A 25,842-nucleotide genomic window follows, 5' to 3' on the forward strand; every position below is an offset into this window, starting at 1 on the left:
CTATCTTCCCAACCACGGCTGTGGATTGACTGCCTGACCCTGACGACGAATTTCAAAATACAGCGATGGCTGGCCCTGTCCGCCGCTGTTTCCAACTTTAGCAATAGCCTGGCCGGTTCTGACCTGGTCACCGACACTGACTAACGCATCCTGATTATATCCATACAGGCTCATATCACCTTTGCCGTGATCGATGACCACAACCAGCCCGTAACCTTGCAACCAGTCAGCCAGAATGACACGACCGTCGGCAATTGCGCGGACGTCGCTGCCCTCTCTTGCTGAAATAACAATACCTTTCCAGCGTAGTTCACCCTGAAGCTGTTCGCCGAAGCGATGTATCAACGAACCGTTAACCGGCCACATATTCTGGCCGGATGGTCTTCCCAGACCGCCGGTTCGCGCCATCAGTGATTGCTCACTTTGGGTCGGTTTATAGGTGGTGCCGGTTTTCTTCGCCTGCTGCTCTTTCGCCCGGACGGCGGCGGCTTCTCGCGCTTCCTTCTCTGCTCGGGCTTTTGCTGCACGTTCAGCGGCGGCAATTTTATTCTGCAAGCTGGCTTCGTTGGCGCGCAACTCGGTCAGGCTTTGCTCATCTTTTTGCAACGAGGATTCCAGCGCCGTCAGCGTTTGTTTCCGTGCCGAACGGGCCTGCTCAAGTTTTTGTTGCTGCGTCTGCTGCTCGCCTAACAGGCTTTTTTGCTGGGTCTCTTTCGATTGCAGGGAAACCCGCTGTTCGGCCAGTTTGGTACGCGTTTGTTTAAGTTCTTCGATGGTTTTCTGGCGGGCTTCATTCAGATAGCCAAAATAGGCCATGATACGTTCGCTGCGTTCGGTCTCTTCACCGCTTAACAGCAGTTGCAGGCCTTTGTGCTGGCCGATACGGAATGCCGCATCCAGCTGCTTTGAAAGAATGGCTTCCTGCGCTTTCTGCTGTTTTTGCAGTTTATCGATAGAGGCATTCAGCCCGGCGATATCTTTATTCAGCGTCGCCAGTGTCGACTGTGTCCCGCGTAACTGAGTGCTGGCGGAGGCAATGGTTTTTTCCTGTGCCTGCAACTGTTGCAACAACGTTCCGCGCTGCTGTTTCTGCTGCTTTACACTTTTCTCTTTTTCCGCAATGTTCTGCTGAATGGTTTTGAGCTGATCTTTGTTTTCGTCAGCGTGCACACTCACGGAGAGGGTTAACAATGAAGCGCAAAGTAATAAGGCTGGAGATGGGAAGGCAGATACGGCCTTGTCCTGAGCGGAAAGGCGGGTTCTCATCAGGCTGAAATGAATGAATTTGCTCAAACTTTTTTCCGCTTGTCGACCGTGGATGATAGACAATATGGCTGTCCCTTATCTTATCGTAACACTAATCAACCGGCTGATGCACAAACAAAAAAGGCGTACCAGCCTGCGCTGATACGCCTTAAATTCGCTTTCTTAACGGAAATTAGCGCGCGATAAACAGCGGTTTGCCGCTCATTTCGGCCGGGATTTCCATCCCCATCAGGGAGAGCATGGTCGGCGCAATATCAGACAATTTCCCGCCTTCGATGGCTTGCGCGTTGCCGCCCACGTATATCAGCGGAACCGGCAGGCTGGTATGTGCTGTGTGCGCCTGGCCGGTTGCCGGGTCACGCATTTGCTCTGCGTTACCGTGATCGGCGGTGATCAGCAGTTGGCCGCCGACCGCTTTAACCGCATCCACAACCTGAGCCACACAATGATCCAGCGCTTCTACCGCGTTGACGGCAGCATCATAAACGCCGGTATGCCCGACCATATCGCCGTTCGGGTAGTTACAGATAATCGCGTCATATTTGCCACTGGCGATCGCACCCAGCAATTTATCGGTCAGTTCTGCTGAACTCATTTCCGGTTGCAGGTCATAGGTCGCGACATTCGGTGATTTCACCAGAATGCGGTCTTCGCCTTCAAACGCATCTTCCATGCCGCCGTTGAAGAAGAAGGTTACGTGCGCATATTTCTCAGTTTCGGAGATACGAAGCTGCGTTTTCTTATGCGCCATCAGCCATTCGCCCAGCGTGTTTTTCAGTGATGCAGGCGGATACGCGCAGGCAGCTTTAATATCAGCGGCGTATTCGGTCAGCATGATGAAATCGCCGAAGTTAATCACTTTTTCACGGGCAAAACCGTCGAAGTCGGTATTGATGAAGGCGCGGGTGATTTCACGTGCACGGTCAGCACGGAAGTTCATAAAGATCATCGCATCGCCGTCATTGATTGCCGCGTTTTCTTCGCCGGCAGCCTGCAACACGGTAGGTTTCACGAACTCGTCATTTTCGTCTCGGGCGTAAGCGGCCTGCAAGCCTGCCAGAGCGTTATCTGCGGTGAACGCGCCTTTGGCCTGAGACATCAGATCATAAGCCAGTTGAACGCGATCCCAGCGGTTGTCGCGGTCCATTGAATAATAACGGCCGACGATAGACGCGATGCGGCCGGAACCGATTTCTGCAAACTTCTCTGAGAAACGTTTTAATGCGGCTTCAGCGCTGCGCGGAGGCGTATCGCGGCCATCCAGGAACGCGTGCAGATATATGGCTTTCGCGCCACGGCGGTGAGCCAGTTCGACCATCGCCATGATGTGGTCTTCGTGGCTGTGAACGCCACCCGCGGACAGCAGACCCATAATGTGAACGGCTTTGCCCGCGCTGATTGCGCGATCAACCGCGCCGGTCAGTACGCTATTATTAAAGAAGTCGCCTTCTTTGATTTCTTTATCCAGGCGGGTGAGATCCTGATAAACGATACGACCCGCGCCTAAATTGACGTGGCCCACTTCGGAGTTGCCCATCTGGCCATCAGGCAGGCCTACGTCAAGGCCTGACGCAGCAATCAGGGTGTGGGGCTGAGTCGCCCACAGCTTATCCATGACCGGGGTTTTTGCATTCAGAATCGCGTTATCTTGTTGTTCTTCGCGAAATCCGTAGCCATCAAGAATAACCAGAACCATCGGTTTTTTATTGCTCGACATGTCAATTGACCTCAATTTGAAAGATGAAATGCTCAATAGGCTCGCCAGCTCGATGTGAATAAACAGGCGTGGCTAAGTGCATTTAAGCGGGCTGATTTTACCCCAGCGCTGAAAGGGGAATAGCCGTGGGAGATCAAAGATGGAGCGCGGCGGGAGTTAACTTTCGGCATAAAGGCGTGTTAATTTTTCGGGATGTGCCGCAGTTTGTGGCATTAGCCCGCGCATACTGGCTGTATTTGCGCCGACGCGCAGGTATACTCTGAAGCCTTGAATTTTCCCCCAACTGACGGGAGTTGCTACACCCCATGCAAGATATTATGCCATTCATCAGTGCGCATCCGGTTCTCAGCCTGGCGTGGGTTGCGTTACTGATTGCAGTAATTGTGACCACCTTTAAAACACGTTTTTCTAAAGTGAAAGAGATCACGCGTGGCGAAGCAACCCGCCTGATCAACAAAGAAGATGCTGTTGTTGTCGATGTTCGCGCGCGTGAAGAATTCCGCAAAGGCCACATCGCAGAATCCCAAAATGTGCTGAGTGCAGACATTAAAAACAATAACCTGGGCGAACTGAGCAAGCACAAAGCGCAACCGGTTATCGTTGTCTGTGCCACCGGCCAGACTTCCCGCACGGCGGCAGAAGGCCTGATCGCAGCAGGTTTCGAACGTGTTTTCACGTTGAAAGAAGGTATCAGCGGCTGGAGCGGTGAAAACCTGCCTTTAGTTCGCGGTAAGTAAGATTCAGACCCCGTCGCAACGGCACTAAAATCTACGACTCAGAGGTGGAACCCATGGCTAAAATTGAAATCTATACCAAGGCAACCTGTCCTTACTGCCATCGTGCGAAAGCCCTGCTCAATAGCAAAGGCGCTTCATTTGATGAAATCGCTATTGATGGTGACGCAGATACGCGTGAAAAAATGATCGCCCGCAGCGGTCGTTCGACTGTTCCTCAGATTTTTATCGACGGGCAGCACGTGGGCGGTTGCGATGATTTACATGCACTTGATGCGCGTGGTGGCCTTGACCCATTACTGGGTTAATGCCGATAGCCGCGTATTTTCATTAAGTGTTTAAAAGGACTATTAACTCGAGGGTACTACTCACATGTCAGAACAAAACAACACCGAGATGGCTTTCCAGATCCAACGTATTTACACCAAAGATATTTCTTTCGAAGCGCCAAATGCTCCTCAGGTTTTCCAGCAGGACTGGCAGCCGGAAGTGAAACTGGATCTTGATACGGCTTCCAGCCAGCTGGCTGAAGGCGTATACGAAGTCGTCTTGCGTGTGACCGTAACGTCTTCACTGGGTGACGAAACGGCATTCCTGTGCGAAGTTCAACAGGGTGGTATCTTCACTATCTCCGGTATTGATGGTAACCAGATGGCACATTGCCTGGGTGCATACTGCCCGAACATCCTGTTCCCGTATGCGCGTGAGTGCATCACCAGCCTGGTTTCACGCGGTACCTTCCCGCAACTGAACCTGGCACCTGTTAACTTCGACGCTCTGTTCATGAACTATCTGCAACAGCAAGCTGAAGGCGAAGGTGCTGAACCGCATCAGGATGCCTGATGAAAACCGTCAATGCGTCAATGACTGTTATCGGTGCCGGATCTTACGGCACCGCTTTAGCGATTACTCTTGCCAGAAATGGCCATCCCGTTGTGCTCTGGGGACACAATCCCGACCACATCAATGCCTTACAACAAGCCCGTTGTAACCAGGAATTCCTTCCTGATGTTCCGTTCCCCGATAATCTGCTGCTCGAAACCGATTTGTCTGTCGCATTAGCGGCCAGCCGCAATGTGCTGGTTGTAGTACCGAGCCACGTTTTTGGTGACGTCCTGCGTCAGCTGAAACCACATTTGCGGGCCGATGCGCGCGTAGTGTGGGCGACGAAAGGGCTTGAGGCGGAAACCGGACGTTTGTTGCAGGATGTCGCGCGTGAAGAGCTGGGTGATGCGATTCCGCTGGCCGTAGTTTCCGGGCCGACGTTTGCCAAAGAGCTGGCTGCCGGCATGCCGACAGCGATTTCACTGGCCGCCACCGATGCGAGCTTTGCGGAAGATCTTCAGCAGTTGCTGCATTGCGGCAAGAGTTTCCGGGTTTACAGCAATCCTGATTTTATCGGTGTACAGCTTGGCGGCGCGATTAAAAACGTCATCGCCATTGGTGCCGGTATGTCCGATGGGATTGGTTTCGGCGCGAATGCCCGAACTGCGCTGATCACCCGTGGTCTGGCCGAAATGACCCGTCTGGGCTCCGCACTGGGTGCTGATCCTGCGACATTTATGGGCATGGCGGGGCTGGGCGATTTGGTGTTAACCTGCACAGACAACCAGTCACGTAACCGTCGTTTCGGCATTATGCTGGGACAGGGCAAAGATGTTCAGACTGCTCAGGACACTATCGGTCAGGTTGTTGAAGGCTATCGCAACACGAAAGAAGTACGGGCGCTGGCTCAGCGTAATAACGTTGAGATGCCTATTACGGAACAGATTTACCAGGTGTTGTACTGCGGTAAAGATGCCCGTGAAGCGGCCATCAGTCTGCTTGCCCGTGCGAGCAAGGACGAAAAACACAGCCACTGAAAGGCGACATGAAGCATAGCCACCTTGTTGGGTCTCCCGACAGGGCGGCTTTTTATTATCAAAACCTGCTAAGTCGTAAGGAAAAGTGATGTCGCTAGAAGAATTAGAACTGGTCTGGAATAACATTAAATCAGAGGCGAGAGCACTGGCTGAGTGTGAACCGATGCTGGCCAGCTTTTTCCACGCGACGTTACTCAAACATGAAACGCTGGGCAGCGCGCTGAGCTACATTCTGGCTAACAAGCTGGGCAACCCAATCATGCCGGCGATGGCGATTCGTGAAGTGGTCGAAGAAGCTTACCGCAACGACGAGCAAATGATCCTCTCTGCTGCCCGCGATATTCTGGCGGTGCATCAGCGCGATGCGGCGGTCGACAAATTCTCCACGCCTTTGCTTTACCTCAAAGGTTTTCATGCGCTTCAGGCTTACCGCATCGGCAACTGGTTGTGGAAGCAGGATCGCAAAGCGCTGGCGATTTATTTCCAGAACCAGATTTCTGTCTCCTTCGGCGTGGATATTCACCCGGCGGCGCGTATTGGTTGCGGCATCATGTTTGACCACGCCACCGGGATTGTCATTGGTGAAACGGCCGTGGTTGAAAACGATGTATCGATTCTGCAATCGGTCACGCTCGGGGGGACGGGTAAAACCGTCGGTGACCGCCATCCGAAAATTCGTGAAGGCGTGATGATTGGCGCGGGCGCGAAAATCCTCGGCAATATCGAAGTGGGTGCAGGGGCAAAAATCGGGGCAGGTTCTGTGGTATTGCAATCTGTTCCGGCGCACACCACGGCGGCAGGCGTTCCTGCACGCATCGTCGGGCGGCCAGAAAGCGAACGACCTTCAATGGATATGGATCAGCATTTCAACGGTATTGCGCAGGGTTTTGAATTCGGCGACGGTATCTGACAGATTTCCGATGGCATGTTCTTGCATGCCATCGTTCACTTCATTTTTTCTCTTCCGGTTTACTCTTTGAGTAAAGCACCCGGATATCCCAGCTGGCGCCAGGCCTCGTAAACCACCACAGAAACAGCATTCGACAAGTTCATGCTGCGGCTTTCTGCGAGCATCGGAATACGGATTTTATGTCTGGCAGGCAGTGCTTCCAGGATTGTAGCTGGCAGGCCGCGCGTTTCCGGGCCGAACAGCAAAAAATCATTATCCTGATAGCTGACGCCGCTGTGAGCGGGCGTACCTTTGGTGGTCAAGGCGAACAGGCGCTGTGGATTTTCGCTACTGAGAAAAGCGTCGTAGTTTGCGTGATGTTTGATGTGAGCGAATTCGTGATAATCGAGCCCGGCACGGCGCAGGCGCTTATCGTCCCAGCCGAAACCCAGCGGTTCGATGAGGTGAAGCTGACATCCGGTGTTGGCACACAAACGGATAATATTGCCGGTATTTGGCGGGATTTCTGGTTCAAATAAAACGATGTTAAGCATGCGTCCCCCTGATAGAGGGACGCAGAATAGCAGAAACTCAACGCTGGTGCAGCGGCAGCCAGATAATCAGGCGAAGGCCACCCAGCGGGCTGTCTTCGGCTTTAACCTTGCCTCTGTGCTGCTGAACGGCGGTATCCACAATCGCCAGTCCGAGACCAGTGCCGCCTGATTCACGATCGCGAGCCTCATCAGTCCGGTAGAACGGACGGAAAATCTGTTCGCGATCTTCTTCACTGACACCGGGGCCGTCGTCATCCACGGTAATGGTGATACCTTCGTTGTCGTGAGCGAAGTTCAGCGCGATGTGATGATGTGAATAACGCAGGGCGTTACGCACAATATTTTCCAGCGCGCTGTCGAGCGCAGCCGCATTACCGATGAGCTTCCACGGGCCCGGAGGCGATGTCACTTCAAGGGTTTTGCCCATCTGCTCAGCTTCAAACTGCGCATCATCAATCACACCAGCCCACAACTCGTTGGCCTTCAGGGTTTCCCGCGACAGCTCATTCTTGTGCTGACTGCGCGATAACACCAGCAGGTCATTGATCATGCCGTCCAGACGCTGCGCCTCGTTTTCGATGCGCTGCAACTCTTTGCCTTCACCGTGGCGACGACGCATCAGCGCGGTTGCCAGCTGAAGACGCGTCAGCGGCGTCCGGAGTTCATGTGAGATATCCGAAATCAGCCGTTGCTGCGCGGTCACCATGCGTTCGAGCGCGCTGACCATCTGGTTGAAACTGGCGCCGGTCGCGAGGAACTCCTGCGGTCCGGCTTCGAGTTCCGGATGCTGTTTGAGATTTCCCCGTGCAACGTCATCTGCGGCGTTTTTCAACTTACGAGCAGGTTTCGCCAGACTCCATGCCAGCCAGAGCAGAAGCGGGGCGCTGATGAGCATTGTGACGATGAGCAGAAGAAGCGGGCGGTCAAACATCAGATTGATAAAATCAGACTGAGAGCTGCTGGCCGGACGCATCAGGTAAAGCTGATAGTTGTCCTCGCCGTCACGAACAGAAAATGGCCCCACCATTTCAACGCGGCCATATTTCTTTTTCTTCGGACGATCTGAGTTATCAGACTGCCCGATGAAGTTACGCACGATCTGCATTTCATTGCGCTGCGCACCGATGACGCGGCCTTCGCTGGTGACCAGCAACAGGCGCTGGCCAGGCGGAGCCCACTTATCGATCGCGCGAAACAGCCTGCGCCACCACATCAGGTCATTGGCAGGATCGGTGGCGAGTTCGGCTTCGACATGTTGTTCAATCATCAGGCCTTGCCGCTGTTCGTTATCGAGCAACGGCGTAATCTGGCGTGAATCGAGTTTCGGCACCATCAATACCAACATCAGCACCAGCGCTAATGTGAACCAAAAAATGGCAAAAATACGTGCCGTAAGGCTGTTTATCATGAAGCAGAAACCATCAGATAACCGCGTCCGCGCAAGGTTTTAAACCACGGGTGTCCGTCCTGACGGTCGGGCAATTTACGGCGCAAATTAGAAATATGCATATCGATGGCACGGTCAAACGGCGTAAGACGTTTACCCAGTACTTCCTGGCTCAGATGCTCGCGTGAAACGACCTGTCCGAGATGTTTTGCCAGTAAATACAGCAGGGTAAATTCAGTCCCGGTGAGATCCAGCGCTTCACCGTTAAAACTGGCTTCCTGGCGGCCGGGGTTAAGTTGCAGCCCGTCGACTTCCAGCGTTGGCGAGCCATTGTTTTCATTGGTTTGCTGCTGTTCGCTCCAGTTGGAACGGCGCAACATGGCGCGGATGCGCGCAACCAGTTCACGGTCGTTAAACGGTTTTGGCAGATAGTCATCGGCACCCAGTTCGAGGCCGAGAACGCGGTCTAATTCACTGCCACGGGCGGTCAGCATAATCACTGGCGTCTGGTGGCGCTGGCGTAATTCTTTAAGGGTTTCAATGCCGTTTTTCTTCGGCATCATCACGTCAAGTAACAAAAGGTCGATGGTATTATCGATTTTCTCTAATGCCTGCTCACCGTCGTAAGCAACCACAACATTAAAGCCTTCCATTTCGAGCAATTCTTTCAAAAGTGAAGTCAGTTCACGGTCATCATCAACTAACAAAATTTTATTCATTGTATTTACCTCTAGACGCAAAATACGTCATCAATTGCCGCTATTCCATGACTTTACGTACTTTTACAAGCACTGACGCTTGTTTGCAGCAGCAGGTTTAGACTGCTTTTCAATGATTCGCGATGAGCGATAAAGACTTTAGGAGTATGTGATGTTTAAGGCAGCTTCAATTGGTTTGGCCACGCTTCTGACGCTGAGTTCAGGTGTCGTTTTAGCAGATGGCGCAAAACCAGTGTCGGCGATGCCAGCAGAACATGATAGCACGTTGTTGGATAAGCCTCAGGAACGCAACACACTGTTTGATGGTGTGAATCTGACAGAGCAACAGCGCCAACAAATGCGCGACCTAATGCATCAGGCCCGTAAAGATTTGCCTCATGTAAATGTAGAACAGATGGAAACTATGCACAGGCTGGTGACCGCTGAAAAATTTGATCAGGGCGCTGTAAGGGCCCAAGCCGAATTAATGGCTCAGGAGCAAGTGGACCGTCAGGTCGAAATGGCCCGCATCCGCAACCAGATGTTTAATCTTCTGACTCCTGAGCAAAAAGATGTACTTAACCGGAAGCACGAGCAACGCATGAAAGAGATGCAAGCGCAGCTTTCCGGATTACAAACCCCTTCTGCCCAGAAGACGAGTAGTACCAGCACGACCGAGTAAGATCCCTGTTTTTCCTTGCCATAGACACCATCCCTGTCTTCCCCCACCGAAAGGTGGGGTTTTTTTTGTCTGCAATTTGGAATTGTTTCACAAAACCGGAAATTAACAAGATGGAAATCTGCGCGCAACCAACCGGAAATATCTTGTAAAAGCCGTATGAATCAGTAAATTGCGATGTACAGAGCGTTGTATGCGTGTTCTTGCTGACTTGAATCAATTCAGCTACGGTGTTTTGTTATACTATAGGCTCAAACGCTAATAAGCCCTTTGGCTGCAAAAGTTAAATCCGCCGACGGGCAGGCTCAAGATTCTTAAGAAATTGCATCTACAAGTTCAGAGGTAGTCATGATCAAAAAAATTGGTGTACTGACAAGCGGTGGCGATGCCCCGGGCATGAACGCTGCGATCCGTGGCGTTGTGCGTTCGGCGTTATCCGCAGGTTTGGAAGTTTTCGGTATTGAAGATGGCTATCTCGGCATGTACGAAAATCGCATGCGAGAACTCGACCGCTACAGCGTTTCAGACATGATCAACCGTGGCGGTACTTTCCTGGGTTCAGCGCGTTTCCCTGAATTCCGCGATCCGGACATGCGTAAAGTTGCCCTGCAAAACCTGAAAGATCGCGGTATCGACGGCCTCGTCGTTATCGGCGGTGACGGTTCTTATGCTGGTGCTGACCTGCTGACCAAAGAAGGTGGCATCCGTTGTATCGGCCTGCCAGGCACCATCGACAACGATGTTGCCGGTACTGACTACACCATCGGTTTCTTCACTGCTCTGGGTACTGTGGTTGAAGCTATCGACCGCCTGCGTGACACTTCTTCTTCACACCAGCGTATCTCTATCGTTGAAGTGATGGGCCGTTACTGCGGCGATTTGACCCTGGCTGCGGCCATTGCCGGTGGTTGCGAATTTATCGCCATCCCTGAAGTTGAATTCAAACGTGATGATCTGGTTGCTGAAATCAAAGCCGGCATCGCGAAAGGTAAAAAGCACGCTATCGTCGCCATCACTGAAAAGTTAGATGATATCGATGAGCTGGCTAAATATATCGAGAAAGAAACCTGTCGTGAAACCCGTGGCACCGTACTGGGTCACATCCAGCGTGGTGGTGCACCGGTTGCTTATGACCGTATTTTAGCGTCCCGCATGGGTGCTTACGCGGTAGACCTGCTGATGGAAGAAGGTCGTGACTACGGCAAAGGCGGTTACTGCGTCGGTGTTCAAAACGAGAAAATGGTTCACGAACTGATCTCTGTGTGTATTTCTCCTGAGAACAAGAAAAGTAAGTTCAAAGAAGACTGGTACGACACGGCTAAAAAACTGTTTTAAAAACAGCTTTTTGCCTGAATATAAGAACCTCCTTTACGGGAGGTTTTTTTTCGACCTGTTTCTGGTTATTCCAGAAAGTAATAGAAAAAAACCTTTTATTCTTTAGTTGTTTTCTTTTTCTCTGGCACGCTCTGTTCATCCGATCAAATTAATGAAATCCATAAAAACTATTTTTGGGAGAGAGTGCGATGCGTATGCGTAAATGGGGTGCAGGTCTGGCATTACTGTTGGTAGCAACCGGGGCGATTGCCAAAGACATTCAGATTCTGAACGTGTCGTACGATCCAACCCGTGAGCTTTATGAACAATACAATAAAGCGTTCAGCAAATACTGGCAGGGTAAAACCGGCGATACCGTGACCGTTCGCCAGTCACATGGTGGTTCAGGCAAGCAGGCAACGTCAGTCATTAACGGTATTGAAGCCGATGTCGTGACCTTGGCACTGGCGTATGACGTGGATGCTATCGCTGAACGCGGCCGTATTGATAAAAACTGGATCACCCGTCTGCCAGACAATTCTGCCCCTTACACGTCGACCATCGTATTCCTGGTACGCAAAGGCAACCCGAAACAAATTCACGACTGGAATGATTTGATCAAACCGGGCGTGTCGGTAATCACCCCGAATCCTAAAACATCAGGCGGTGCGCGCTGGAACTATCTGGCTGCGTGGGGCTATGCCCTGCATCACAACAACAATGACAAAGCGAAAGCTCAGGATTTTGTGAAAGCGCTGTATAAAAACGTGGAAGTGCTGGATTCCGGTGCTCGCGGCGCGACAAATACCTTTGTGGAACGCGGTATTGGTGATGTGCTGATTGCCTGGGAAAACGAAGCACTGCTGGCCACCAAAGAAGTTGGCAAAGACAAGTTTGAAATCGTGACGCCAAGCGAATCGATTCTGGCAGAACCAACGGTTTCTGTGGTGGATAAAGTGGTCGATAAGCGTGATACGCGTACCGTGGCGGAAGCTTATCTTAAGTACCTGTACTCACCGGAAGGCCAGACTATTGCGGCTGAAAACTACTATCGTCCGCGTGATCCGGTTGTTGAGAAAAAATTCGATGCTGAATTCCCTAAACTGAAACTGTTCACCATTGGTGATGTTGCAGGAACCTGGGCTCAGGCGCAGAAAGATCACTTCGCGACTGACGGAATTTTCGACCAAATCAGCAAGCGTTAATCCTGCTTTCAGGCAATAAAAAACCCCGGCATGCCGGGGTTTTTTGCGCTCAGAAGAAACAGGCTTACGCTTGTTTTGCTTCTGCGGCTGCTTTAACGATCACTGCGAAAGCGTCAGCTTTCAGTGATGCGCCGCCAACCAGTGCGCCATCGATGTCTGGCTGAGTGAACAGTTCAGCAGCGTTAGCAGCGTTAACAGAACCGCCGTACTGGATGATAACTTGTTCAGCCACAGCAGCATCTTGTTTAGCGATGTGGTCACGGATGAATTTGTGAACGGCCTGAGCCTGAGCTGGGGTCGCTGATTTGCCTGTACCGATTGCCCAAACTGGTTCGTAAGCGATCACTGCGCCTTCGAATGCTTTTGCGCCCAGAGTGTTCAGAACGGCGTCCAGTTGCTTAGCGCATACGGCTTCAGTTTTACCGGCTTCGTTTTCTGCTTCAGTTTCACCGATGCACAGAACAGGGATCAGACCCGCTTCTTTCAGCACGCCAAATTTCTTAGCAATGAACTCGTCGCTTTCTTTGTGGTAAGTGCGGCGTTCTGAGTGACCGATGATGATGTATTTCGCACCGATATCTTTCAGCATGTCGGCAGAGATTTCACCGGTGAATGCGCCGGACAGGTTAGCATCAACGTTCTGAGCACCCAGCGCGATACGGCTGCCGGCCAGAGCGTGTTTAGCCTGTGACAGGTAAACTTCTGGTGGAGCAATTGCAACGCCACAACCTACAACGGTGCTCAGCTCGGTACGCAGAGCAGCAATCAGTTCGTTAACCATGTGGGTGCTGCCGTTAAGCTTCCAGTTACCCATCACTAATGGATGTCGCATGTTTTTTCCTCCAAAAGGGGACGCGAGTGTCGATTAAAATTTCTGCCAAACAAGCAGATTACCTGTGCAACAGTATAGAGATCATTGACCATAAAGGCTTTGCTTTTTGTCATTAAAAACCGTCATCTCAGGGCTCAGCCAGCGCCAGTTTTACCGGCTCAACGGCAAACGTCAGGCCTTTTTCGCCATTGTCTGAAATCACAAAACGCACCGCCCCAACTTCCTGTTTATAAAATTGCTGACCTTTCCCTTTTTCAATCAGGGACGTCACTCTCGCCACGCTTTGTTCCGGCGAAAGGGTGGCATCAAACTGACGCATCAGATTCGCCATATAGCTGACAGCCAGCGCGCGGGCGGCTTTCTCTTCAGGGCCCTGGATCGGCAAATAGGTAATTTGCAGCGTTTTGATTTTGCCTGTGCCTTTTTCCAGCGCGGTGGAGGCGTAAAGGTTTTCGTTAATCTTACTGGCTGCGCGGGTGAGCGAGCTGCTGGCGGATTCGCTGATCGCGCGGAATTCGCCGATCTGCTGGGTCGGATTCGCTTCATTGTATTTGGCGCGGAAGTTAATCAGCGTTGTTTCGAATGTCGGTGCGCCAGCCAGAAGATACGGGGCTTTCGGCATCTCTTCTGCGCCGGAATGGTCAGCCGGCGGATCGGCAAGGGCAGTGTTCTGGCCCGCGAGTATCAGTAATACGGGCAAAGCCAGTTGTAAAATCGATTTAGCAACAGTCATAGGGCGTTTCTTATTTTGTTTCAACAGACCGATTAAAGCGGTGATCGGGGGGCAATGTCAAAAGGAGTGCGTAAAGATTCTCCCGGCCACGGTGCATCAGGTACACTCGCCCTGTTTTAACATTTTCCTCTCATTGTTTTTTAGGGAACCGACGGTCAATGACGTTACAGCACGCACTGTTTTCTTTTAACGGCCGCCTGGGCCGCCGCGATTTTTGGCTCTGGATGATCAGCTGGCTGGTTCTGATGGCCGCCGATTTCTTCTTTGCCGCACAGCTATGGATTACCTATCAGACCGCGGGTTTCGCGCTGGTCGTCCTGTTGTGGCCAACGGCGGCGGTGCTGGTGAAAAGGTTACATGACCGCAATAAGTCGGCCTGGTGGGCGTTGTTGTTTGTGCTGGCGTGGATGCTGGTGGCCGGAAACTGGGCGGCGGCGATGCCGCAGACGTGGAGCTGGGTATTAGGACGGCTGGCGCCTTCGGTGATTTTCATCATGCTGATTATCGACTGCGGTGCCTTTGTTGGTACGCCGGGCACAAATCGTTTTGGCCCGGAACCGGAAGACGTCAGATTTAAATCCGCATAAATCGCGCTTACCAGTAGTGCTCACTGGTCATATGGCCCGGTTTGCGTTTGAGATGTTTACGCATGCCGTGCAAGTCTTTCAGAACCTGCTGGGTATCGCGAACCATCTGCGGGTTCCCGCAAAGCATGATGTGGCTGTCGTCCGCGTTAATCTTCAGGCCGACAGCCCCTTCCAGCGTGCCGTTTTCAATCAGCGCCGGAACACGCCCGGTCAGCGAGCCTGAAATTTCCTCACGGCTGACGACGGTCTGAATGTGCAGTTTGCCCTCATAACGGCGCTGTAATTGCTGCATCAGTGGTAAATAGCTGAGATCGGCGGCAAAGCGCGCAGCGTGGACCAGCACGATATTTTTAAAACGCTCAAGACCCATCCCTTCCTGCAAAATCGAAAGATAAGGCCCGATAGCGGTGCCGGTTGCCAGCATCCACAGGGTGTCGCACTCGGGAACTTCATCAATCACGAAAAAACCGGCAGCTTCTTTGGTGACATGAATTTCGTCACCGGGCTGCATCACGTGCAGGCGCGGGCTGAGTTTTCCTTCCGGCACGTTGACCAGATAAAACTCCAGATCTGCGCTGGAAGGCGGATTGACGTAGGAATATGCACGCTGAACCCGCTCACCGTCGATTTCCAGAGAGAGTTTGGCAAACTGGCCTGCGGTAAAAGAGTCGACTGGCGCGTTGACCGTGATGCTGAACAAATTGTCCGTCCAGTGCTCAACTTTTTTGATTTTTCCCGTCACCCAATCAGCCATAAAAACTCCCGTCGTTTCTGATTTCGTCATGCATAGCGAATTTATGCGCTGATTTTATTTCAAAATTTTCGGATCCCTTATCGGTTAAATGTTATCAGCCTGTTCTGCGGCCGTTAGCCGGTATCGATTTCTGTACAGTCTGCGTTACAGATCTGGCTCCTGCCGCTGCCAGCAAAATAACAGGAGAGTTTGCCGCACCCCTCGCTTATTCATCTGAATTTGTTAACTTATGCGCCGCCGTATTATCGGCGGTTTTACTGGTTATTTGTTCTGCACTTTTCCTACTCCATCTGATAACGAACTGAAAAATGAAAAATCTGGAAAATATTCACCTGCTTGTGATGCTGATATTGCTGGTGGCGGTCGGTCAGATGGCGCAGACCATTTATGTGCCGAACATCGCGGATATGGCGACCAGCCTGGCCGTCAAACCGGGGGCAGTGCAGCGCGTTATGGCCGCTTATTTGCTGACCTACGGCGGCTCGCAGCTGATTTACGGCCCGTTGTCCGACAACGTTGGGCGCAAACCGGTGATCCTCACCGGTCTGATGATTTTCCTGATTGGTGCGGCGGGCGCGATGATGTCGTCCAGCCTGAACATGCTGATTGCCGCCAGCGCCGTGCAGGGGCTTGGCACCGGCGTAGCGGGCGTGATGGCGAGAACCATGCCGCGTGACTTATACAGCGGCGGTGCTTTGCGCCACGCCAACAGTTTGCTGAACATGGGAATTCTGGTCAGCCCGCTGTTAGCGCCAGTTATCGGTGGTGCGCTGGCCGCGTGGTTAGGCTGGCGGGCGAGTTTCGGTTTCTTACTGATTTTGTGTGCAGGCGTTGCGTTTTCCATGTACCGCTGGTTGCCGGAAACCCGCCCGGAATTTACCGCTGAACATCCGCCGCGCAAAATGCTCAGCAGCCTGCGTTTGTTGCTGGCAGACGCCAATTTCAGCCGTTATCTGGTGATGCTGGTGGGCGCGCTGGCGGGCGTGGCGGTCTTTGAAGCCAGCTGCGGCGTGCTGATGGGCGGCGTATTGGGGCTGAGCGGCGTAATGGTCAGCATTCTGTTTATCCTGCCGATCCCTGCCGCATTCTTTGGTGCCTGGTATGCCGGGCGCACGGAGAAAAGTTTCCAGCAACTGATGTGGCATTCGGTCATCAGCTGTCTGCTGGCGGGGCTACTGATGTGGATCCCGGGCTGGCTGGGCATCATGAATATCTGGACGCTGATCGTGCCTGCGTCTTTGTTCTTCTTCGGCGCGGGGATGTTATTCCCGCTGGCGACGACCGGCGCGATGGAGCCTTTCCCGTATCTGGCGGGTGCGGCAGGGGCACTGGTGGGCGGTTTGCAAAATATGGGATCCGGCCTGGTGGCGTGGATGTCAGCAATGTTGCCGCAAACCGGTCAGTTCAGTCTTGGCCTGCTGATGTTTGCGATGGCTGTGCTGATTTTGCTGTGCTGGTGGCCGATGTCGAACCGCAGTCAGCATGAAGGGCATGCGGCTTAACGTTTTGTTTTACATTAAAAAAGGCAGGGCGAAAAACCCTGCCTTTTTGATGACCGGAAGGGCGCGAATCAGATAATGAATTCGTGCAGCGCGGCGTCTTTGCGGTCGAGATAATGCGTCGAACGGATGCGGCGGATGGTGCGGGATTTTCCACGAATCAGCAGTGTTTCGGTCGTCGCCATATTTCCCTGACGGCTGATGCCTTCCAGCAGATCGCCTTTGGTAATCCCGGTCGCGGAGAAAATCACGTTGTCGTTGCGCGCCATATCATCGAGCAACAGCACTTTCCCGGCTTCAATCCCCATCGCTTTACAGCGCGCCAGCTCTTCTTCGCCAATCCGGCGGTTTTCCGGCGTATCCCCTTTGACGTCATGACGCGCCAGTAATCGCCCCTGCATATCGCCATCCAGCGCGCGGATAACGGCCGCAGAAATCACGCCTTCAGGCGCGCCGCCAATTCCGTAAAGCACATCAACCTCACTTTCCGGCATGCAGGTCAGAATGGTTGCTGCGACGTCACCGTCCGGGAACGCAAAGACGCGGACACCGGCGGCCAGCATTTCACGGATTGCGTCGTCATGACGCGGTTTTGCCAGCACGGCGACGGTCAGTTCGGTCAGCGGTTTGTTCAGCGCTTTGGCAATATTCGCCAGATTTTCTGCCAGCGTCAGGTTCAGATTAATCGCGCCTTTCGCGCCAGGACCGACGGCGATTTTCTCCATGTACATGTCAGGGGCGTTGAGGAAAGAACCCTGATCGCCCACCGCCAGCACAGCCAGCGCGTTGGACTGACCCATTGCGGTCATGCGCGTACCTTCAATCGGATCCACCGCGATATCGACCGCGTCGCCGTTGCCGGTACCGACTTTTTCACCGATATACAGCATCGGTGCTTCATCGATTTCACCTTCGCCAATCACAATCGTGCCATCGATATCGACTTTATTGAGCATGATGCGCATGGACTGCACGGCGGCGTTATCGGCGAGGTTTTTATCCCCACGGCCCAGCCATTTATAACCGGCGAGCGCGGCAGCTTCGGTCACGCGGGAGAACTCGATTGCTAATTCACGTTTCATTGGAAAACCTGTTGGAAGAAAAGAAAGAGTTCGGTGAGGCAAGGCTCATCTGTGCCGCAGATTTTAGCACAGTGGGAAGGACGCATAAAAAAACTCCCCGGATGGGGAGTTTCATAAAAGGTGTTGGCGTAAAACTGACGGGCTTATTCGTCGTGATCTTCCCACGAACGAACGCGTGCCACCGCTTTCTGCCAGCCTTTATAGCGGACATTACGTTCCGTCGTTTCAATACTTGGGCGGAATTCACGTTCGATAGTGGCTTTGCTGCGGACTTCTTCCAGATCGTTCCAGAAACCGACGGCCAGACCTGCGAGGAAAGCAGAACCCAGCGCGGTTACTTCCAGCACTTCAGGACGCTCAACGCGGGTACCCAAAATGTCGGACTGGAATTGCATCAGGAAGTTGTTGGCAACCGCGCCGCCGTCCACGCGCAAGGATTGCAGACGGGCACCGGAATCGGCCTGCATGGCATCCAGTACGTCGCGGGTCTGGTAAGCAATAGACTCCAGCGTTGCGCGGATGATGTGGTTGCTGTTTGCACCACGGCTCAGACCGAAGATTGCGCCACGGGCATACGGGTCCCAGTAAGGGGCGCCGAGGCCAGTGAAAGCAGGCACCACGTACACGCCGTTAGTGTCTTTCACTTTCATCGCAAAATATTCGGAGTCAGTCGCATCGCTGATCAGTTTCAGCTCATCACGCAGCCACTGAATAGATGCGCCACCGACGAACACGGCACCTTCCAGCGCGTAGTTTACTTCGCCACGCGGGCCGCAGGCGATGGTGGTCAGCAGACCATTTTTCGATGCAACAACTTCAGTACCAGTGTTCATCAGCAGGAAGCAGCCGGTGCCGTAGGTGTTTTTCGCCATACCCGGTTGCACGCACAGTTGGCCGTAAAGCGCCGCCTGCTGGTCACCCGCAATACCGGCGATTGGAATACGCGTACCGCCTTTACCACCAATGTTGGTCTGGCCGTAAATTTCTGAGGAAGGACGGACTTCCGGCAGCATTTCACGCGGAATATCCAGCGCTTCGAGCATGCGTTCATCCCATTTCAAATCACGGATGTTGAACAGCATGGTACGTGATGCGTTGGTGTAATCCGTCACGTGAACGCGTCCCTGAGTCATTTTCCAGACCAGCCAGGTATCGACAGTCCCGAACAGCAGTTCGCCGCGTTTTGCACGTTCACGGGAGCCTTCGACGTTATCGAGGATCCATTTCAGTTTGGTGCCGGAGAAGTACGGGTCAACCACCAGGCCGGTGTTGTGACGGATGTACTCTTCCATCCCGTCTTTTTTCAGCTTTTCGCAGATATCAGCAGTACGACGGCATTGCCACACAATCGCGTTATAAATCGGCTTGCCGGTTTCTTTTTCCCACACGATGGTGGTTTCACGCTGGTTGGTGATACCGATACCGGCGATCTGATCGGAATTGATGTCGGCTTTAGCCAGCACTTCAACCAGTACCGAGCTTTGCGATGACCAGATTTCCATCGGATCATGCTCAACCCAGCCAGATTTAGGGTAGATCTGGGTAAATTCACGCTGAGAAACGCTGATGATGTTGGCATCGTGATCCAGCACTACTGCGCGTGAGCTGGTCGTACCCTGATCGAGTGCGACAATGTATTTTTTTTCGTGAGTCGTATCTGCTGACATAATTTTCATCCTGCAAATGAGTAAGCTGTGGAACAGTTTAGCCGATCAGGCCTTGCGCTGTTTGGTTGGCTGTGACGCTTTGTCAGCCGCTGTTTCGTTAATCTGGTGTGGCAGATGACGACTAATCAATGCTTTATAGCCGACCGCACCCAGACAAGCACCCAGCAGTGGGCCAAAAATCGGTACCAGGAAGTAAGGGATATCGCGGGCGCCGGTGAAGGCCACTTTGCCCCAGCCTGCGAAGTAAGCGAACAGTTTCGGTCCGAAATCACGCGCCGGGTTCAGTGCGAATCCGGTCAGTGGCCCCATGGATGCACCGATAACTGCAATCAGAATACCGATCAGCAGCGGAGCCAGCGGGCCGCGCGGCAGGCCATTGCCATCATCGGTCAGGCCGAGGATCAGCGACATCAGAACGGCGGTGATCACGGTTTCAACCAGGAACGCCTGCAATACGCTGATGTGCGGGTTTGGATACGTAGAGAAGATACCGGCAAGGCTCAGACTGTCTACGCTACCGCGTACCATATTGTGAGTTTGCTCGAAATCGTAAAACAGATTGTAGTAAAGGCCGTAAACCAGCGCGGCGGCACAGAAGGCGCCTGCGACCTGCGCGATGATGTAAGGCAGAACTTTGCGTCCTTCAAAGTTTGCAAACAAACATAGCGCGACGGTGACAGCCGGGTTCAGGTGTGCGCCTGAAATCGCCGCAGTCAGGTAAATGGCCATGGCCACACCGAAACCCCAGACGATACTGATTTCCCACTGGCCAAAGGATGCTCCGGCAAGCTTCAATGCAGCAACACAGCCTGCACCGAAGAAAATGATAAGCCCGGTACCCAGAAACTCAGCGATGCACTGACCTTTTAATGTGGAACTCATGGTTTGGCTCATAGTTTGATCCTGCTAAGGATGATGTTAATGATTGGTTATAGTTTTTCTGTTATGTCGTACGTGAACGTAATCGGATTTTGACGTTCATCATTAAATGAGAACGTAATGTGAATTTATCGTTAACGAGCATAAACGAGAAATAGCGAAATCAAATTTTGTGTGTCGTGTCATAAAAATGAGCGATTTCGCGTATTCTCAGGCTATCGCGCGCGGCAAAAAGGCCACGATTTAACAATTCTCGCGCCGCGTTGGGTGAAACGAACATAACAACAGGCCGGATAAGGTTATTCGGTATTAAGGGGGATTTCTGGTGAGTGACGCTGCTTTTTAAGCATTTCCTGATACCCGGCGCTGTAAAATTGCAACAGACTGCGTGCAGGAAGGGGTTCTTGCTAGACAGGGCAAAGCTGGCTACATACAATCACCCGGTAAGACACCCGCTGGTTTTACAAGACTTTGGCGTAATTCAGACCCGGATTTGGTTTGAATTCGTTATCAAAATCGACGGAGTGCAGGAATTCTTGAGCCGTGTCCGGATGATGCGGCAGAACATAAGATGTGCGCCTTGCGAACATAAGGGGACCGAAAAATGTCATTTGAAGTATTTGAGAAATTAGAAGCTAAAGTTCAGCAAGCGATCGATACCATTACTCTTTTGCAGATGGAAATCGAAGAACTGAAAGAACAAAACAATACCCTGTCTCAGGAAGTTCAGCAGGCGAGTGGTAATCATGAGTCGCTGGTGCGTGAAAATGCACAGCTGAAAGAAGAACAGCACGTGTGGCAGGATCGTCTGCGTGCATTGCTGGGAAAAATGGAAGAAGTCTGATGACTTCGGCCTGAAAATAAAAAAGGACGCCACGGCGTCCTTTTTTGTTGCTGAAACCGCAAGGTTATTCGATGTCGAGCGGGTCTTCTGACAGCACGATACCGGTGTTGTCGGCATAAAGATGGTCACCGGAGAAGAAGGTGACACCGCCGAAATTGACACGAATGTCGCTTTCGCCAATCCCTTCACTGCCTGCGCCCGCCGGAATCGCTGCCATCGCCTGAATGCCGATATCCAGTTCTTCCAGATCGTCTACCTGACGAACCGCACCGTAAATCACAATGCCTTCCCATTCGTTTTGCAACGCCAGGCGTGCCAGACCGGCATCCAGCAATGCGCGACGAACGGAGCCACCGCCATCGACCAGCAGTACGCGACCACGGCCATTTTCTTCCAGCAAGTCATAAAGCAAGCCATTGTCTTCGAAACACTTCACTGTCGTGATTTGCCCGCCAAATGAAGTACGGCCACCAAAGTTGGAGAACAGGGGTTCGACGACATTCACTTCTTCATGGTAGATGTCGCAAAGTTCGGAAGTATCGTATTTCATAGGATTTCATCTGGTTGCTGCATGAGTGTTCAGTATATCCCTTTCGGGCGGATGTTGGCAAAATCATCAATTGTTAAATGTGAAAAGCGGCCCGATAAACGCACATCAGGCCACTTTTATTCAATTGAGTAACAGACCCACCGCAAACAACACGTTAGTCAGTAACGCCGTTTTCACCATATGTTCGAGCAGCGGACGCACTTCCAAAGATGTTTTGGACTTTCTCACGCGGATGACGTGAGTCACCAGCATCGGTACGGCCAGAATAAATAACCAGCCGGTCCAGTGGTGCAAATACACGGCGGAAAAAATGGCCAGGCATAGCGTGGCGGCGGCCAAAATAAACGTGTGATAATTGCGGGCATTCACCGGCCCGAGGCGAACCGCCAGCGTGTTTTTGCCGTTGGCGCGATCGGTTTCGATATCGCGCAAATTGTTGATATTCAGCACCGCCGTCGAGAGCAATCCCGTCGCGGTGGCCGGCAGCATCACAATCCAGTCAAAATATCCCGCCTGCAAATAGAATGTCCCGGCGACGCTGATCCAGCCAAAGAAAATCAAAACGGAAATATCACCCAGCCCCATATAACCGTAAGGGCGTGTGCCGACGGTATATGTGATGGCCGCGCCAATCGAGAGAAGGCCGAGGATCACAAAGCCCACGACATCGCTCGGTTTGTGGCAGGCGACAGCGATAAGCGCGATACCGCAAACGAGCGTCAGGGCGATGGTCAGGATAATCGCGCGCTTCATCTGTGCGGCGGTAATCATCCCTTTTTGCATCCCGCGCAACGGCCCGACGCGATCGGGCGTATCACTGCCTTTTTCGGCATCGCCATAATCATTGGCCAGATTAGACAGGATTTGCAGACAACCCGCCGTCAGCAATGCCAGCAGCGCGATGAGCGGATGGAAAACGCCTTGCAGGCTGGCAATCGCCGAACCCATGACAATTGAGGCAAAAGCCAGAGGCAGCGTTTTAGGACGCAGGCTTTCAAGCCATGCGCGGGCAGGCGTGGTCGGGGTGCAGGGAGTCATTGTGCTCATAGGTGATTTCGCTCAGGTGAACAGTCAGTCCGAAATCTAAAAAAAATCAGGGAGGCAAACGCCTCCCTGAAGATCACTTTCGGAACGTATGAGCAAATTATAAGATAAAACGGCTCAGATCTTCATCAGCTACCAGCTGATCAAGGTGGCTTCTAACATAATCTGCATCAATGTTTATGGAGATACCGTTGCTTTCGCTGGCGTCGTAAGAAATATCTTCCATCAGGCGCTCCAGAACCGTGTGCAGACGACGTGCGCCAATGTTCTCGGTGGTTTCGTTCACCTGCCATGCCGCTTCCGCGATACGACGGATGCCGTCAGCCGTGAAATCAATGGTCACACCTTCGGTCGCCATCAATGCTTTGTACTGATGAGTCAGGGATGCACTTGGCTCAGTCAGAATACGTTCGAAGTCTTCAGTCGACAGCGCCTGTAGCTCAACGCGGATTGGCAGACGACCCTGCAATTCCGGGATCAGGTCTGACGGGCTGGCCGTCTGGAACGCGCCGGAAGCGATAAACAGAATGTGGTCCGTTTTCACCATGCCGTGTTTAGTGGAAACGGTACAACCTTCCACCAGTGGCAGGAGATCGCGCTGAACGCCTTCGCGTGACACATCCGGGCCTGAGCTCTGGCCGCGTTTACAGATTTTGTCGATCTCATCGATGAACACGATGCCATGCTGTTCAACGGCTTCAATCGCCTGTTCTTTCAGCTCTTCCGGGTTCACCAGTTTCGCCGCTTCTTCTTCAACCAGCAGCTTGTAAGCTTCTTTGATTTTCAGTTTGCGCGGTTTCTGCTTCTGTCCGGCCATGTTCTGGAACATGGATTGCAGCTGGTTGGTCATCTCTTCCATGCCCGGAGGGGACATGATTTCAACGCCAACTGGCGCAGCCGCCAGATTGATTTCGATTTCTTTGTCGTCGAGCTGGCCTTCACGCAATTTCTTGCGGAAGTTCTGGCGTGCGGCAGAAGGCTCATGCGCTTCGTCAGCCTGGCCCCAGTTATTTTTCGCCGGCGGGATCAGCACATCGAGAATACGTTCTTCGGCCATTTCTTCGGCGCGGAAGCGGTTCTTATCGATGGATTGCAGACGGACCATTTTCACGGCGGCATCGGTCAGATCACGGATAATTGAATCCACTTCCTTCCCGACGTAGCCCACTTCGGTGAACTTGGTTGCTTCGACTTTGATGAACGGCGCGTTAGCCAGTTTGGCCAGACGACGGGCGATTTCGGTTTTACCGACACCGGTCGGGCCGATCATCAGAATATTTTTTGGGGTGACTTCGTGGCGCAGCGCTTCATCAAGCTGCATACGGCGCCAGCGGTTACGCAGGGCGATCGCGACAGCGCGTTTCGCTTTATCCTGACCAATGATGTAGCTGTCTAACTCGCTGACAATCTCGCGCGGGGTCATCTCAGACATAATTTTCGATCCTTACGCTTTAGAAGACAATTCTTCGATGGTGTGGAATTGGTTGGTGTAGATGCAGATATCACCCGCAATACTCAGCGATTTTTCCACGATATCGCGTGCGCCAAGCTCTGAGTTTTCCAGCAAAGCACGGGCAGCGGCCTGGGCATACGGGCCACCGGAACCAATCGCGATCAGGTCGTTTTCAGGCTGGATGACGTCGCCGTTACCACTGATAATCAGCGAGGCATTTTCATCCGCAACGGCCAGCAGCGCTTCGAGACGGCGCAGCATACGGTCGGTACGCCAGTCTTTAGCCAGCTCAACGGCGGCTTTTACCAGATGACCCTGATGCATTTCCAGTTTGCGTTCGAACAGCTCAAACAGCGTGAAGGCGTCAGCGGTACCGCCAGCAAAACCAGCGATCACTTTGTCGTTGTACAGGCGACGTACTTTCTTGACGTTGCCCTTCATGACGGTATTTCCCAATGTGGCCTGGCCATCACCACCGATAACGACCTTGCCGTTGCGGCGTACACTTACAATTGTTGTCACGAGCGGTTCCTCGTTGCAGACGGAAAAGATCCCCGCAGGCTTGTGGGACACTTTGCGTGTCTCACAAACTTACGGGGCATATTGAAAGTATAGATTGGGGAAGGATTACGGGTTTTCAACCCCCGGTTGCGAGGGGAATGCAACCGGAGATGCCTGCGCTCTTCAGGCGGGATAAGGTGCTGTCTGCACCGGAGCGATTGTTGTATGGGCCAATCACGACACGATTCCAGCCGCCGCCGGTGGTGATTCGACCTTCAAATCCTTCGAATGCCAGCTTGGCGCGCTGGGATTCCGCCTGATCGGCACCTTTGAACGAACCGCACTGCACCATAAAGCGCTGGGTTTTTTCCTGCTCTTTCGGTTTCTCTGGCGCAGCCTGTGTGATGGCGGCCGGCTGCTGTGCTTTCGGTTGTTCTTTCGGCACTTCCCGGACCGGTTCTTTCACCTGTGGCTTAGGTTTTGGCTGAACAGGCTGAGTTTGTACCTGAGCCTGCGGCGCGCGTACTGGCTGCGTTTGCGGCGTGTACGTTGGCTGCTGAACCTGACGCGGCTGTGTCTGCACCGGCTGCTGCTGGGCATAAGTCGGCTGCTGTTGCTGAACCTGGCGCTGCGTTTGTGCCGGACGCGTGGCGACCTGACTTGGGTCGTTATACGGCACTTCAGACAGCTGTGTTGGCGTCTGGCGCATATCGGCCTGCATTTGTTCGAGAAGCTGCCGTTGTTCCGGCGTCAGCTGAGTTTTGGATTCAACCTGACCGCCTGCCGTCGGTTCTGTCGGCGTGGTGACGCCCATCTGACGGTTTTCCAGTTCCTTGATATAACGCCAGCGCTCTTCAGGCTTCGGCGGTAATCCGTTACCCGTACGAACAGCATGCGTCGGCAGTACCGCCGCTTCTTCATGTTTATTGTGCGCAATAAAATAGAGGCCACCGACAAACACCACCAGTACCGCAACGGCTAACACCACCATGGTTTTGGAGATCGTTGGGGAACTGCGTTTTTTACTCCGGCTGGTACTTTTCCGCCGCGCTCCTGAGCGCCCACGGCTTACATAGTCTCTTTGTGCCACTATCGTTTCGCTGTGTCGTGAT

27 protein-coding genes are annotated in these 25,842 nt (G+C 52.8%); 11 read left to right on the plus strand and 16 right to left on the minus strand.

The window, feature by feature from the left end; genetic code table 11:
- Both envC and gpmM read right to left on the minus strand, forming a co-directional pair.
- Window positions 1-1,266: a murein hydrolase activator EnvC gene (gene envC, locus KWG64_RS22030; protein WP_255562267.1), complete on the minus strand. Its 1,266-nt coding sequence runs from the start codon at window positions 1,264-1,266 to the stop codon at window positions 1-3.
- A gap of 172 nt (window positions 1,267-1,438) precedes the next feature.
- On the minus strand, window positions 1,439-2,983 hold the full coding sequence (gene gpmM, locus KWG64_RS22035; protein ID WP_195816140.1) for a 2,3-bisphosphoglycerate-independent phosphoglycerate mutase: 1,545 nt from the start codon (window positions 2,981-2,983) through the stop codon (window positions 1,439-1,441).
- Window positions 2,984-3,288: 305 nt separating this feature from the next.
- Between gpmM and KWG64_RS22040 the strand changes: the two genes are divergently transcribed.
- From KWG64_RS22040 to cysE, 5 genes are all read left to right on the plus strand, one after another.
- Window positions 3,289-3,720, plus strand: coding sequence for a rhodanese-like domain-containing protein (locus tag KWG64_RS22040; RefSeq protein ID WP_152325009.1), 432 nt, complete (start codon window positions 3,289-3,291; stop codon window positions 3,718-3,720).
- Window positions 3,721-3,773: 53 nt separating this feature from the next.
- Window positions 3,774-4,025: a glutaredoxin 3 gene (gene grxC / locus KWG64_RS22045; protein WP_101079906.1), complete on the plus strand. Its 252-nt coding sequence runs from the start codon at window positions 3,774-3,776 to the stop codon at window positions 4,023-4,025.
- Between the two features lie 64 nt (window positions 4,026-4,089).
- On the plus strand, window positions 4,090-4,560 hold the full coding sequence (secB, locus tag KWG64_RS22050) for a protein-export chaperone SecB (protein ID WP_013577602.1): 471 nt from the start codon (window positions 4,090-4,092) through the stop codon (window positions 4,558-4,560).
- On the plus strand, window positions 4,560-5,579 hold the full coding sequence (gpsA, locus tag KWG64_RS22055; RefSeq protein ID WP_218523134.1) for an NAD(P)H-dependent glycerol-3-phosphate dehydrogenase: 1,020 nt from the start codon (window positions 4,560-4,562) through the stop codon (window positions 5,577-5,579). The genes secB and gpsA overlap by 1 nt, the downstream gene beginning before the upstream one ends.
- Window positions 5,580-5,667: 88 nt before the next feature.
- A complete protein-coding gene (gene cysE / locus KWG64_RS22060; protein ID WP_101079904.1) occupies window positions 5,668-6,489 on the plus strand; it encodes a serine O-acetyltransferase in 822 nt (273 codons plus the stop codon).
- Window positions 6,490-6,548: 59 nt separating this feature from the next.
- Here the strand turns inward: cysE and trmL are convergent, their stop codons facing one another.
- The 3 genes from trmL to cpxR are packed head-to-tail and all read right to left on the minus strand — an operon-like array spanning window position 6,549 to window position 9,128.
- Window positions 6,549-7,022, minus strand: a complete 474-nt coding sequence (trmL, locus tag KWG64_RS22065) for a tRNA (uridine(34)/cytosine(34)/5-carboxymethylaminomethyluridine(34)-2'-O)-methyltransferase TrmL (RefSeq protein ID WP_218523135.1) — start codon at window positions 7,020-7,022, stop codon at window positions 6,549-6,551.
- Between the two features lie 37 nt (window positions 7,023-7,059).
- On the minus strand, window positions 7,060-8,430 hold the full coding sequence (gene cpxA / locus KWG64_RS22070; protein WP_152325014.1) for an envelope stress sensor histidine kinase CpxA: 1,371 nt from the start codon (window positions 8,428-8,430) through the stop codon (window positions 7,060-7,062).
- Window positions 8,427-9,128, minus strand: a complete 702-nt coding sequence (gene cpxR / locus KWG64_RS22075) for an envelope stress response regulator transcription factor CpxR (protein WP_013577597.1) — start codon at window positions 9,126-9,128, stop codon at window positions 8,427-8,429. Before cpxR ends, cpxA begins: the two co-directional genes overlap by 4 nt.
- A 151-nt stretch (window positions 9,129-9,279) precedes the next feature.
- On the opposite strand from cpxR, the gene cpxP reads away from it, so the two are divergent.
- The 3 genes from cpxP to KWG64_RS22090 all read left to right on the plus strand — a co-directional run bounded on the left by cpxP (window position 9,280) and on the right by KWG64_RS22090 (window position 12,305).
- On the plus strand, window positions 9,280-9,789 hold the full coding sequence (gene cpxP / locus KWG64_RS22080; protein WP_195825781.1) for a cell-envelope stress modulator CpxP: 510 nt from the start codon (window positions 9,280-9,282) through the stop codon (window positions 9,787-9,789).
- Between the two features lie 345 nt (window positions 9,790-10,134).
- Window positions 10,135-11,121, plus strand: coding sequence for a 6-phosphofructokinase (pfkA, locus tag KWG64_RS22085; protein ID WP_152325016.1), 987 nt, complete (start codon window positions 10,135-10,137; stop codon window positions 11,119-11,121).
- A 194-nt stretch (window positions 11,122-11,315) separates the two neighbouring features.
- Entirely contained in the window at window positions 11,316-12,305 is a 990-nt protein-coding gene (locus KWG64_RS22090; RefSeq protein WP_104924834.1) for a sulfate ABC transporter substrate-binding protein, read from the plus strand.
- Between the two features lie 64 nt (window positions 12,306-12,369).
- Here KWG64_RS22090 and tpiA read toward each other — a convergent pair whose 3' ends face one another.
- On the minus strand, window positions 12,370-13,137 hold the full coding sequence (tpiA, locus tag KWG64_RS22095) for a triose-phosphate isomerase (RefSeq protein ID WP_104923984.1): 768 nt from the start codon (window positions 13,135-13,137) through the stop codon (window positions 12,370-12,372).
- A gap of 127 nt (window positions 13,138-13,264) precedes the next feature.
- Window positions 13,265-13,870, minus strand: coding sequence for a DUF1454 family protein (locus KWG64_RS22100; protein ID WP_195816144.1), 606 nt, complete (start codon window positions 13,868-13,870; stop codon window positions 13,265-13,267).
- Between the two features lie 158 nt (window positions 13,871-14,028).
- Here KWG64_RS22100 and KWG64_RS22105 point away from each other — a divergent pair, with 158 nt between their 5' ends.
- Window positions 14,029-14,457, plus strand: a complete 429-nt coding sequence (locus tag KWG64_RS22105) for a DUF805 domain-containing protein (RefSeq protein ID WP_195816145.1) — start codon at window positions 14,029-14,031, stop codon at window positions 14,455-14,457.
- Window positions 14,458-14,464: 7 nt separating this feature from the next.
- Here KWG64_RS22105 and fpr read toward each other — a convergent pair whose 3' ends face one another.
- Complete coding sequence (gene fpr / locus KWG64_RS22110) at window positions 14,465-15,211, minus strand: ferredoxin--NADP(+) reductase (protein ID WP_218523136.1); 747 nt, start codon at window positions 15,209-15,211, stop codon at window positions 14,465-14,467.
- Window positions 15,212-15,519: 308 nt separating this feature from the next.
- Here fpr and emrD point away from each other — a divergent pair, with 308 nt between their 5' ends.
- Window positions 15,520-16,713 (plus strand): multidrug efflux MFS transporter EmrD, encoded by a 1,194-nt coding sequence (gene emrD / locus KWG64_RS22115; RefSeq protein WP_218523137.1) that lies wholly within the window; start codon window positions 15,520-15,522, stop codon window positions 16,711-16,713.
- Between the two features lie 68 nt (window positions 16,714-16,781).
- Here emrD and glpX read toward each other — a convergent pair whose 3' ends face one another.
- The 3 genes from glpX to KWG64_RS22130 all read right to left on the minus strand — a co-directional run bounded on the left by glpX (window position 16,782) and on the right by KWG64_RS22130 (window position 20,353).
- The gene (gene glpX, locus KWG64_RS22120) at window positions 16,782-17,792 is read right to left on the minus strand and encodes a class II fructose-bisphosphatase (protein ID WP_195816148.1); all 1,011 of its coding nucleotides are present in this window, start codon (window positions 17,790-17,792) and stop codon (window positions 16,782-16,784) included.
- Between the two features lie 143 nt (window positions 17,793-17,935).
- On the minus strand, window positions 17,936-19,459 hold the full coding sequence (gene glpK / locus KWG64_RS22125; RefSeq protein WP_152325021.1) for a glycerol kinase GlpK: 1,524 nt from the start codon (window positions 19,457-19,459) through the stop codon (window positions 17,936-17,938).
- Between the two features lie 45 nt (window positions 19,460-19,504).
- Window positions 19,505-20,353: an MIP/aquaporin family protein gene (locus KWG64_RS22130; RefSeq protein WP_152325022.1), complete on the minus strand. Its 849-nt coding sequence runs from the start codon at window positions 20,351-20,353 to the stop codon at window positions 19,505-19,507.
- Between the two features lie 589 nt (window positions 20,354-20,942).
- Here KWG64_RS22130 and zapB point away from each other — a divergent pair.
- Complete coding sequence (gene zapB / locus KWG64_RS22135; RefSeq protein WP_013577585.1) at window positions 20,943-21,182, plus strand: septal ring assembly protein ZapB; 240 nt, start codon at window positions 20,943-20,945, stop codon at window positions 21,180-21,182.
- Between the two features lie 64 nt (window positions 21,183-21,246).
- On the opposite strand, the gene rraA is transcribed toward zapB, so the two are convergent.
- The 5 genes from rraA to ftsN form a co-directional block, all read right to left on the minus strand.
- Window positions 21,247-21,732 (minus strand): ribonuclease E activity regulator RraA, encoded by a 486-nt coding sequence (gene rraA / locus KWG64_RS22140; RefSeq protein WP_152325023.1) that lies wholly within the window; start codon window positions 21,730-21,732, stop codon window positions 21,247-21,249.
- A gap of 120 nt (window positions 21,733-21,852) precedes the next feature.
- Window positions 21,853-22,779 carry a 1,4-dihydroxy-2-naphthoate polyprenyltransferase gene (locus KWG64_RS22145; RefSeq protein ID WP_218523138.1) on the minus strand — a complete coding sequence of 309 codons (927 nt, stop codon included), beginning with the start codon at window positions 22,777-22,779 and terminating at the stop codon, window positions 21,853-21,855.
- A 97-nt stretch (window positions 22,780-22,876) separates the two neighbouring features.
- The gene (hslU, locus tag KWG64_RS22150; protein ID WP_152325025.1) at window positions 22,877-24,208 is read right to left on the minus strand and encodes an HslU--HslV peptidase ATPase subunit; all 1,332 of its coding nucleotides are present in this window, start codon (window positions 24,206-24,208) and stop codon (window positions 22,877-22,879) included.
- Between the two features lie 12 nt (window positions 24,209-24,220).
- Complete coding sequence (gene hslV / locus KWG64_RS22155; protein ID WP_056774599.1) at window positions 24,221-24,751, minus strand: ATP-dependent protease subunit HslV; 531 nt, start codon at window positions 24,749-24,751, stop codon at window positions 24,221-24,223.
- A gap of 115 nt (window positions 24,752-24,866) precedes the next feature.
- The gene (gene ftsN, locus KWG64_RS22160; RefSeq protein WP_218523139.1) at window positions 24,867-25,820 is read right to left on the minus strand and encodes a cell division protein FtsN; all 954 of its coding nucleotides are present in this window, start codon (window positions 25,818-25,820) and stop codon (window positions 24,867-24,869) included.
- Window positions 25,821-25,842 lie beyond the last annotated feature (22 nt).

The organism is Rahnella sp. PD12R, assembly GCF_019200965.1.
GTDB lineage: Bacteria > Pseudomonadota > Gammaproteobacteria > Enterobacterales > Enterobacteriaceae > Rahnella > Rahnella laticis.

Coding starts and splice junctions, on each gene's coding strand:
- hslU (WP_152325025.1), bottom strand. CDS start 24,208: ATGTCTGAGATGACCCCGCGCGAGATTGTCAGCGAGTTAGACAGCTAC.
- cysE (WP_101079904.1), top strand. CDS start 5,668: ATGTCGCTAGAAGAATTAGAACTGGTCTGGAATAACATTAAATCAGAG.
- gpmM (WP_195816140.1), bottom strand. CDS start 2,983: ATGTCGAGCAATAAAAAACCGATGGTTCTGGTTATTCTTGATGGCTAC.
- zapB (WP_013577585.1), top strand. CDS start 20,943: ATGTCATTTGAAGTATTTGAGAAATTAGAAGCTAAAGTTCAGCAAGCG.
- trmL (WP_218523135.1), bottom strand. CDS start 7,022: ATGCTTAACATCGTTTTATTTGAACCAGAAATCCCGCCAAATACCGGC.
- secB (WP_013577602.1), top strand. CDS start 4,090: ATGTCAGAACAAAACAACACCGAGATGGCTTTCCAGATCCAACGTATT.
- glpK (WP_152325021.1), bottom strand. CDS start 19,459: ATGTCAGCAGATACGACTCACGAAAAAAAATACATTGTCGCACTCGAT.
- rraA (WP_152325023.1), bottom strand. CDS start 21,732: ATGAAATACGATACTTCCGAACTTTGCGACATCTACCATGAAGAAGTG.
- envC (WP_255562267.1), bottom strand. CDS start 1,266: ATGAGAACCCGCCTTTCCGCTCAGGACAAGGCCGTATCTGCCTTCCCA.
- KWG64_RS22040 (WP_152325009.1), top strand. CDS start 3,289: ATGCAAGATATTATGCCATTCATCAGTGCGCATCCGGTTCTCAGCCTG.
- KWG64_RS22105 (WP_195816145.1), top strand. CDS start 14,029: ATGACGTTACAGCACGCACTGTTTTCTTTTAACGGCCGCCTGGGCCGC.
- gpsA (WP_218523134.1), top strand. CDS start 4,560: ATGAAAACCGTCAATGCGTCAATGACTGTTATCGGTGCCGGATCTTAC.
- glpX (WP_195816148.1), bottom strand. CDS start 17,792: ATGAAACGTGAATTAGCAATCGAGTTCTCCCGCGTGACCGAAGCTGCC.
- emrD (WP_218523137.1), top strand. CDS start 15,520: ATGAAAAATCTGGAAAATATTCACCTGCTTGTGATGCTGATATTGCTG.
- KWG64_RS22145 (WP_218523138.1), bottom strand. CDS start 22,779: ATGAGCACAATGACTCCCTGCACCCCGACCACGCCTGCCCGCGCATGG.
- KWG64_RS22090 (WP_104924834.1), top strand. CDS start 11,316: ATGCGTAAATGGGGTGCAGGTCTGGCATTACTGTTGGTAGCAACCGGG.
- cpxP (WP_195825781.1), top strand. CDS start 9,280: ATGTTTAAGGCAGCTTCAATTGGTTTGGCCACGCTTCTGACGCTGAGT.
- cpxA (WP_152325014.1), bottom strand. CDS start 8,430: ATGATAAACAGCCTTACGGCACGTATTTTTGCCATTTTTTGGTTCACA.
- pfkA (WP_152325016.1), top strand. CDS start 10,135: ATGATCAAAAAAATTGGTGTACTGACAAGCGGTGGCGATGCCCCGGGC.
- grxC (WP_101079906.1), top strand. CDS start 3,774: ATGGCTAAAATTGAAATCTATACCAAGGCAACCTGTCCTTACTGCCAT.
- KWG64_RS22130 (WP_152325022.1), bottom strand. CDS start 20,353: ATGAGCCAAACCATGAGTTCCACATTAAAAGGTCAGTGCATCGCTGAG.
- cpxR (WP_013577597.1), bottom strand. CDS start 9,128: ATGAATAAAATTTTGTTAGTTGATGATGACCGTGAACTGACTTCACTT.
- tpiA (WP_104923984.1), bottom strand. CDS start 13,137: ATGCGACATCCATTAGTGATGGGTAACTGGAAGCTTAACGGCAGCACC.
- fpr (WP_218523136.1), bottom strand. CDS start 15,211: ATGGCTGATTGGGTGACGGGAAAAATCAAAAAAGTTGAGCACTGGACG.
- KWG64_RS22100 (WP_195816144.1), bottom strand. CDS start 13,870: ATGACTGTTGCTAAATCGATTTTACAACTGGCTTTGCCCGTATTACTG.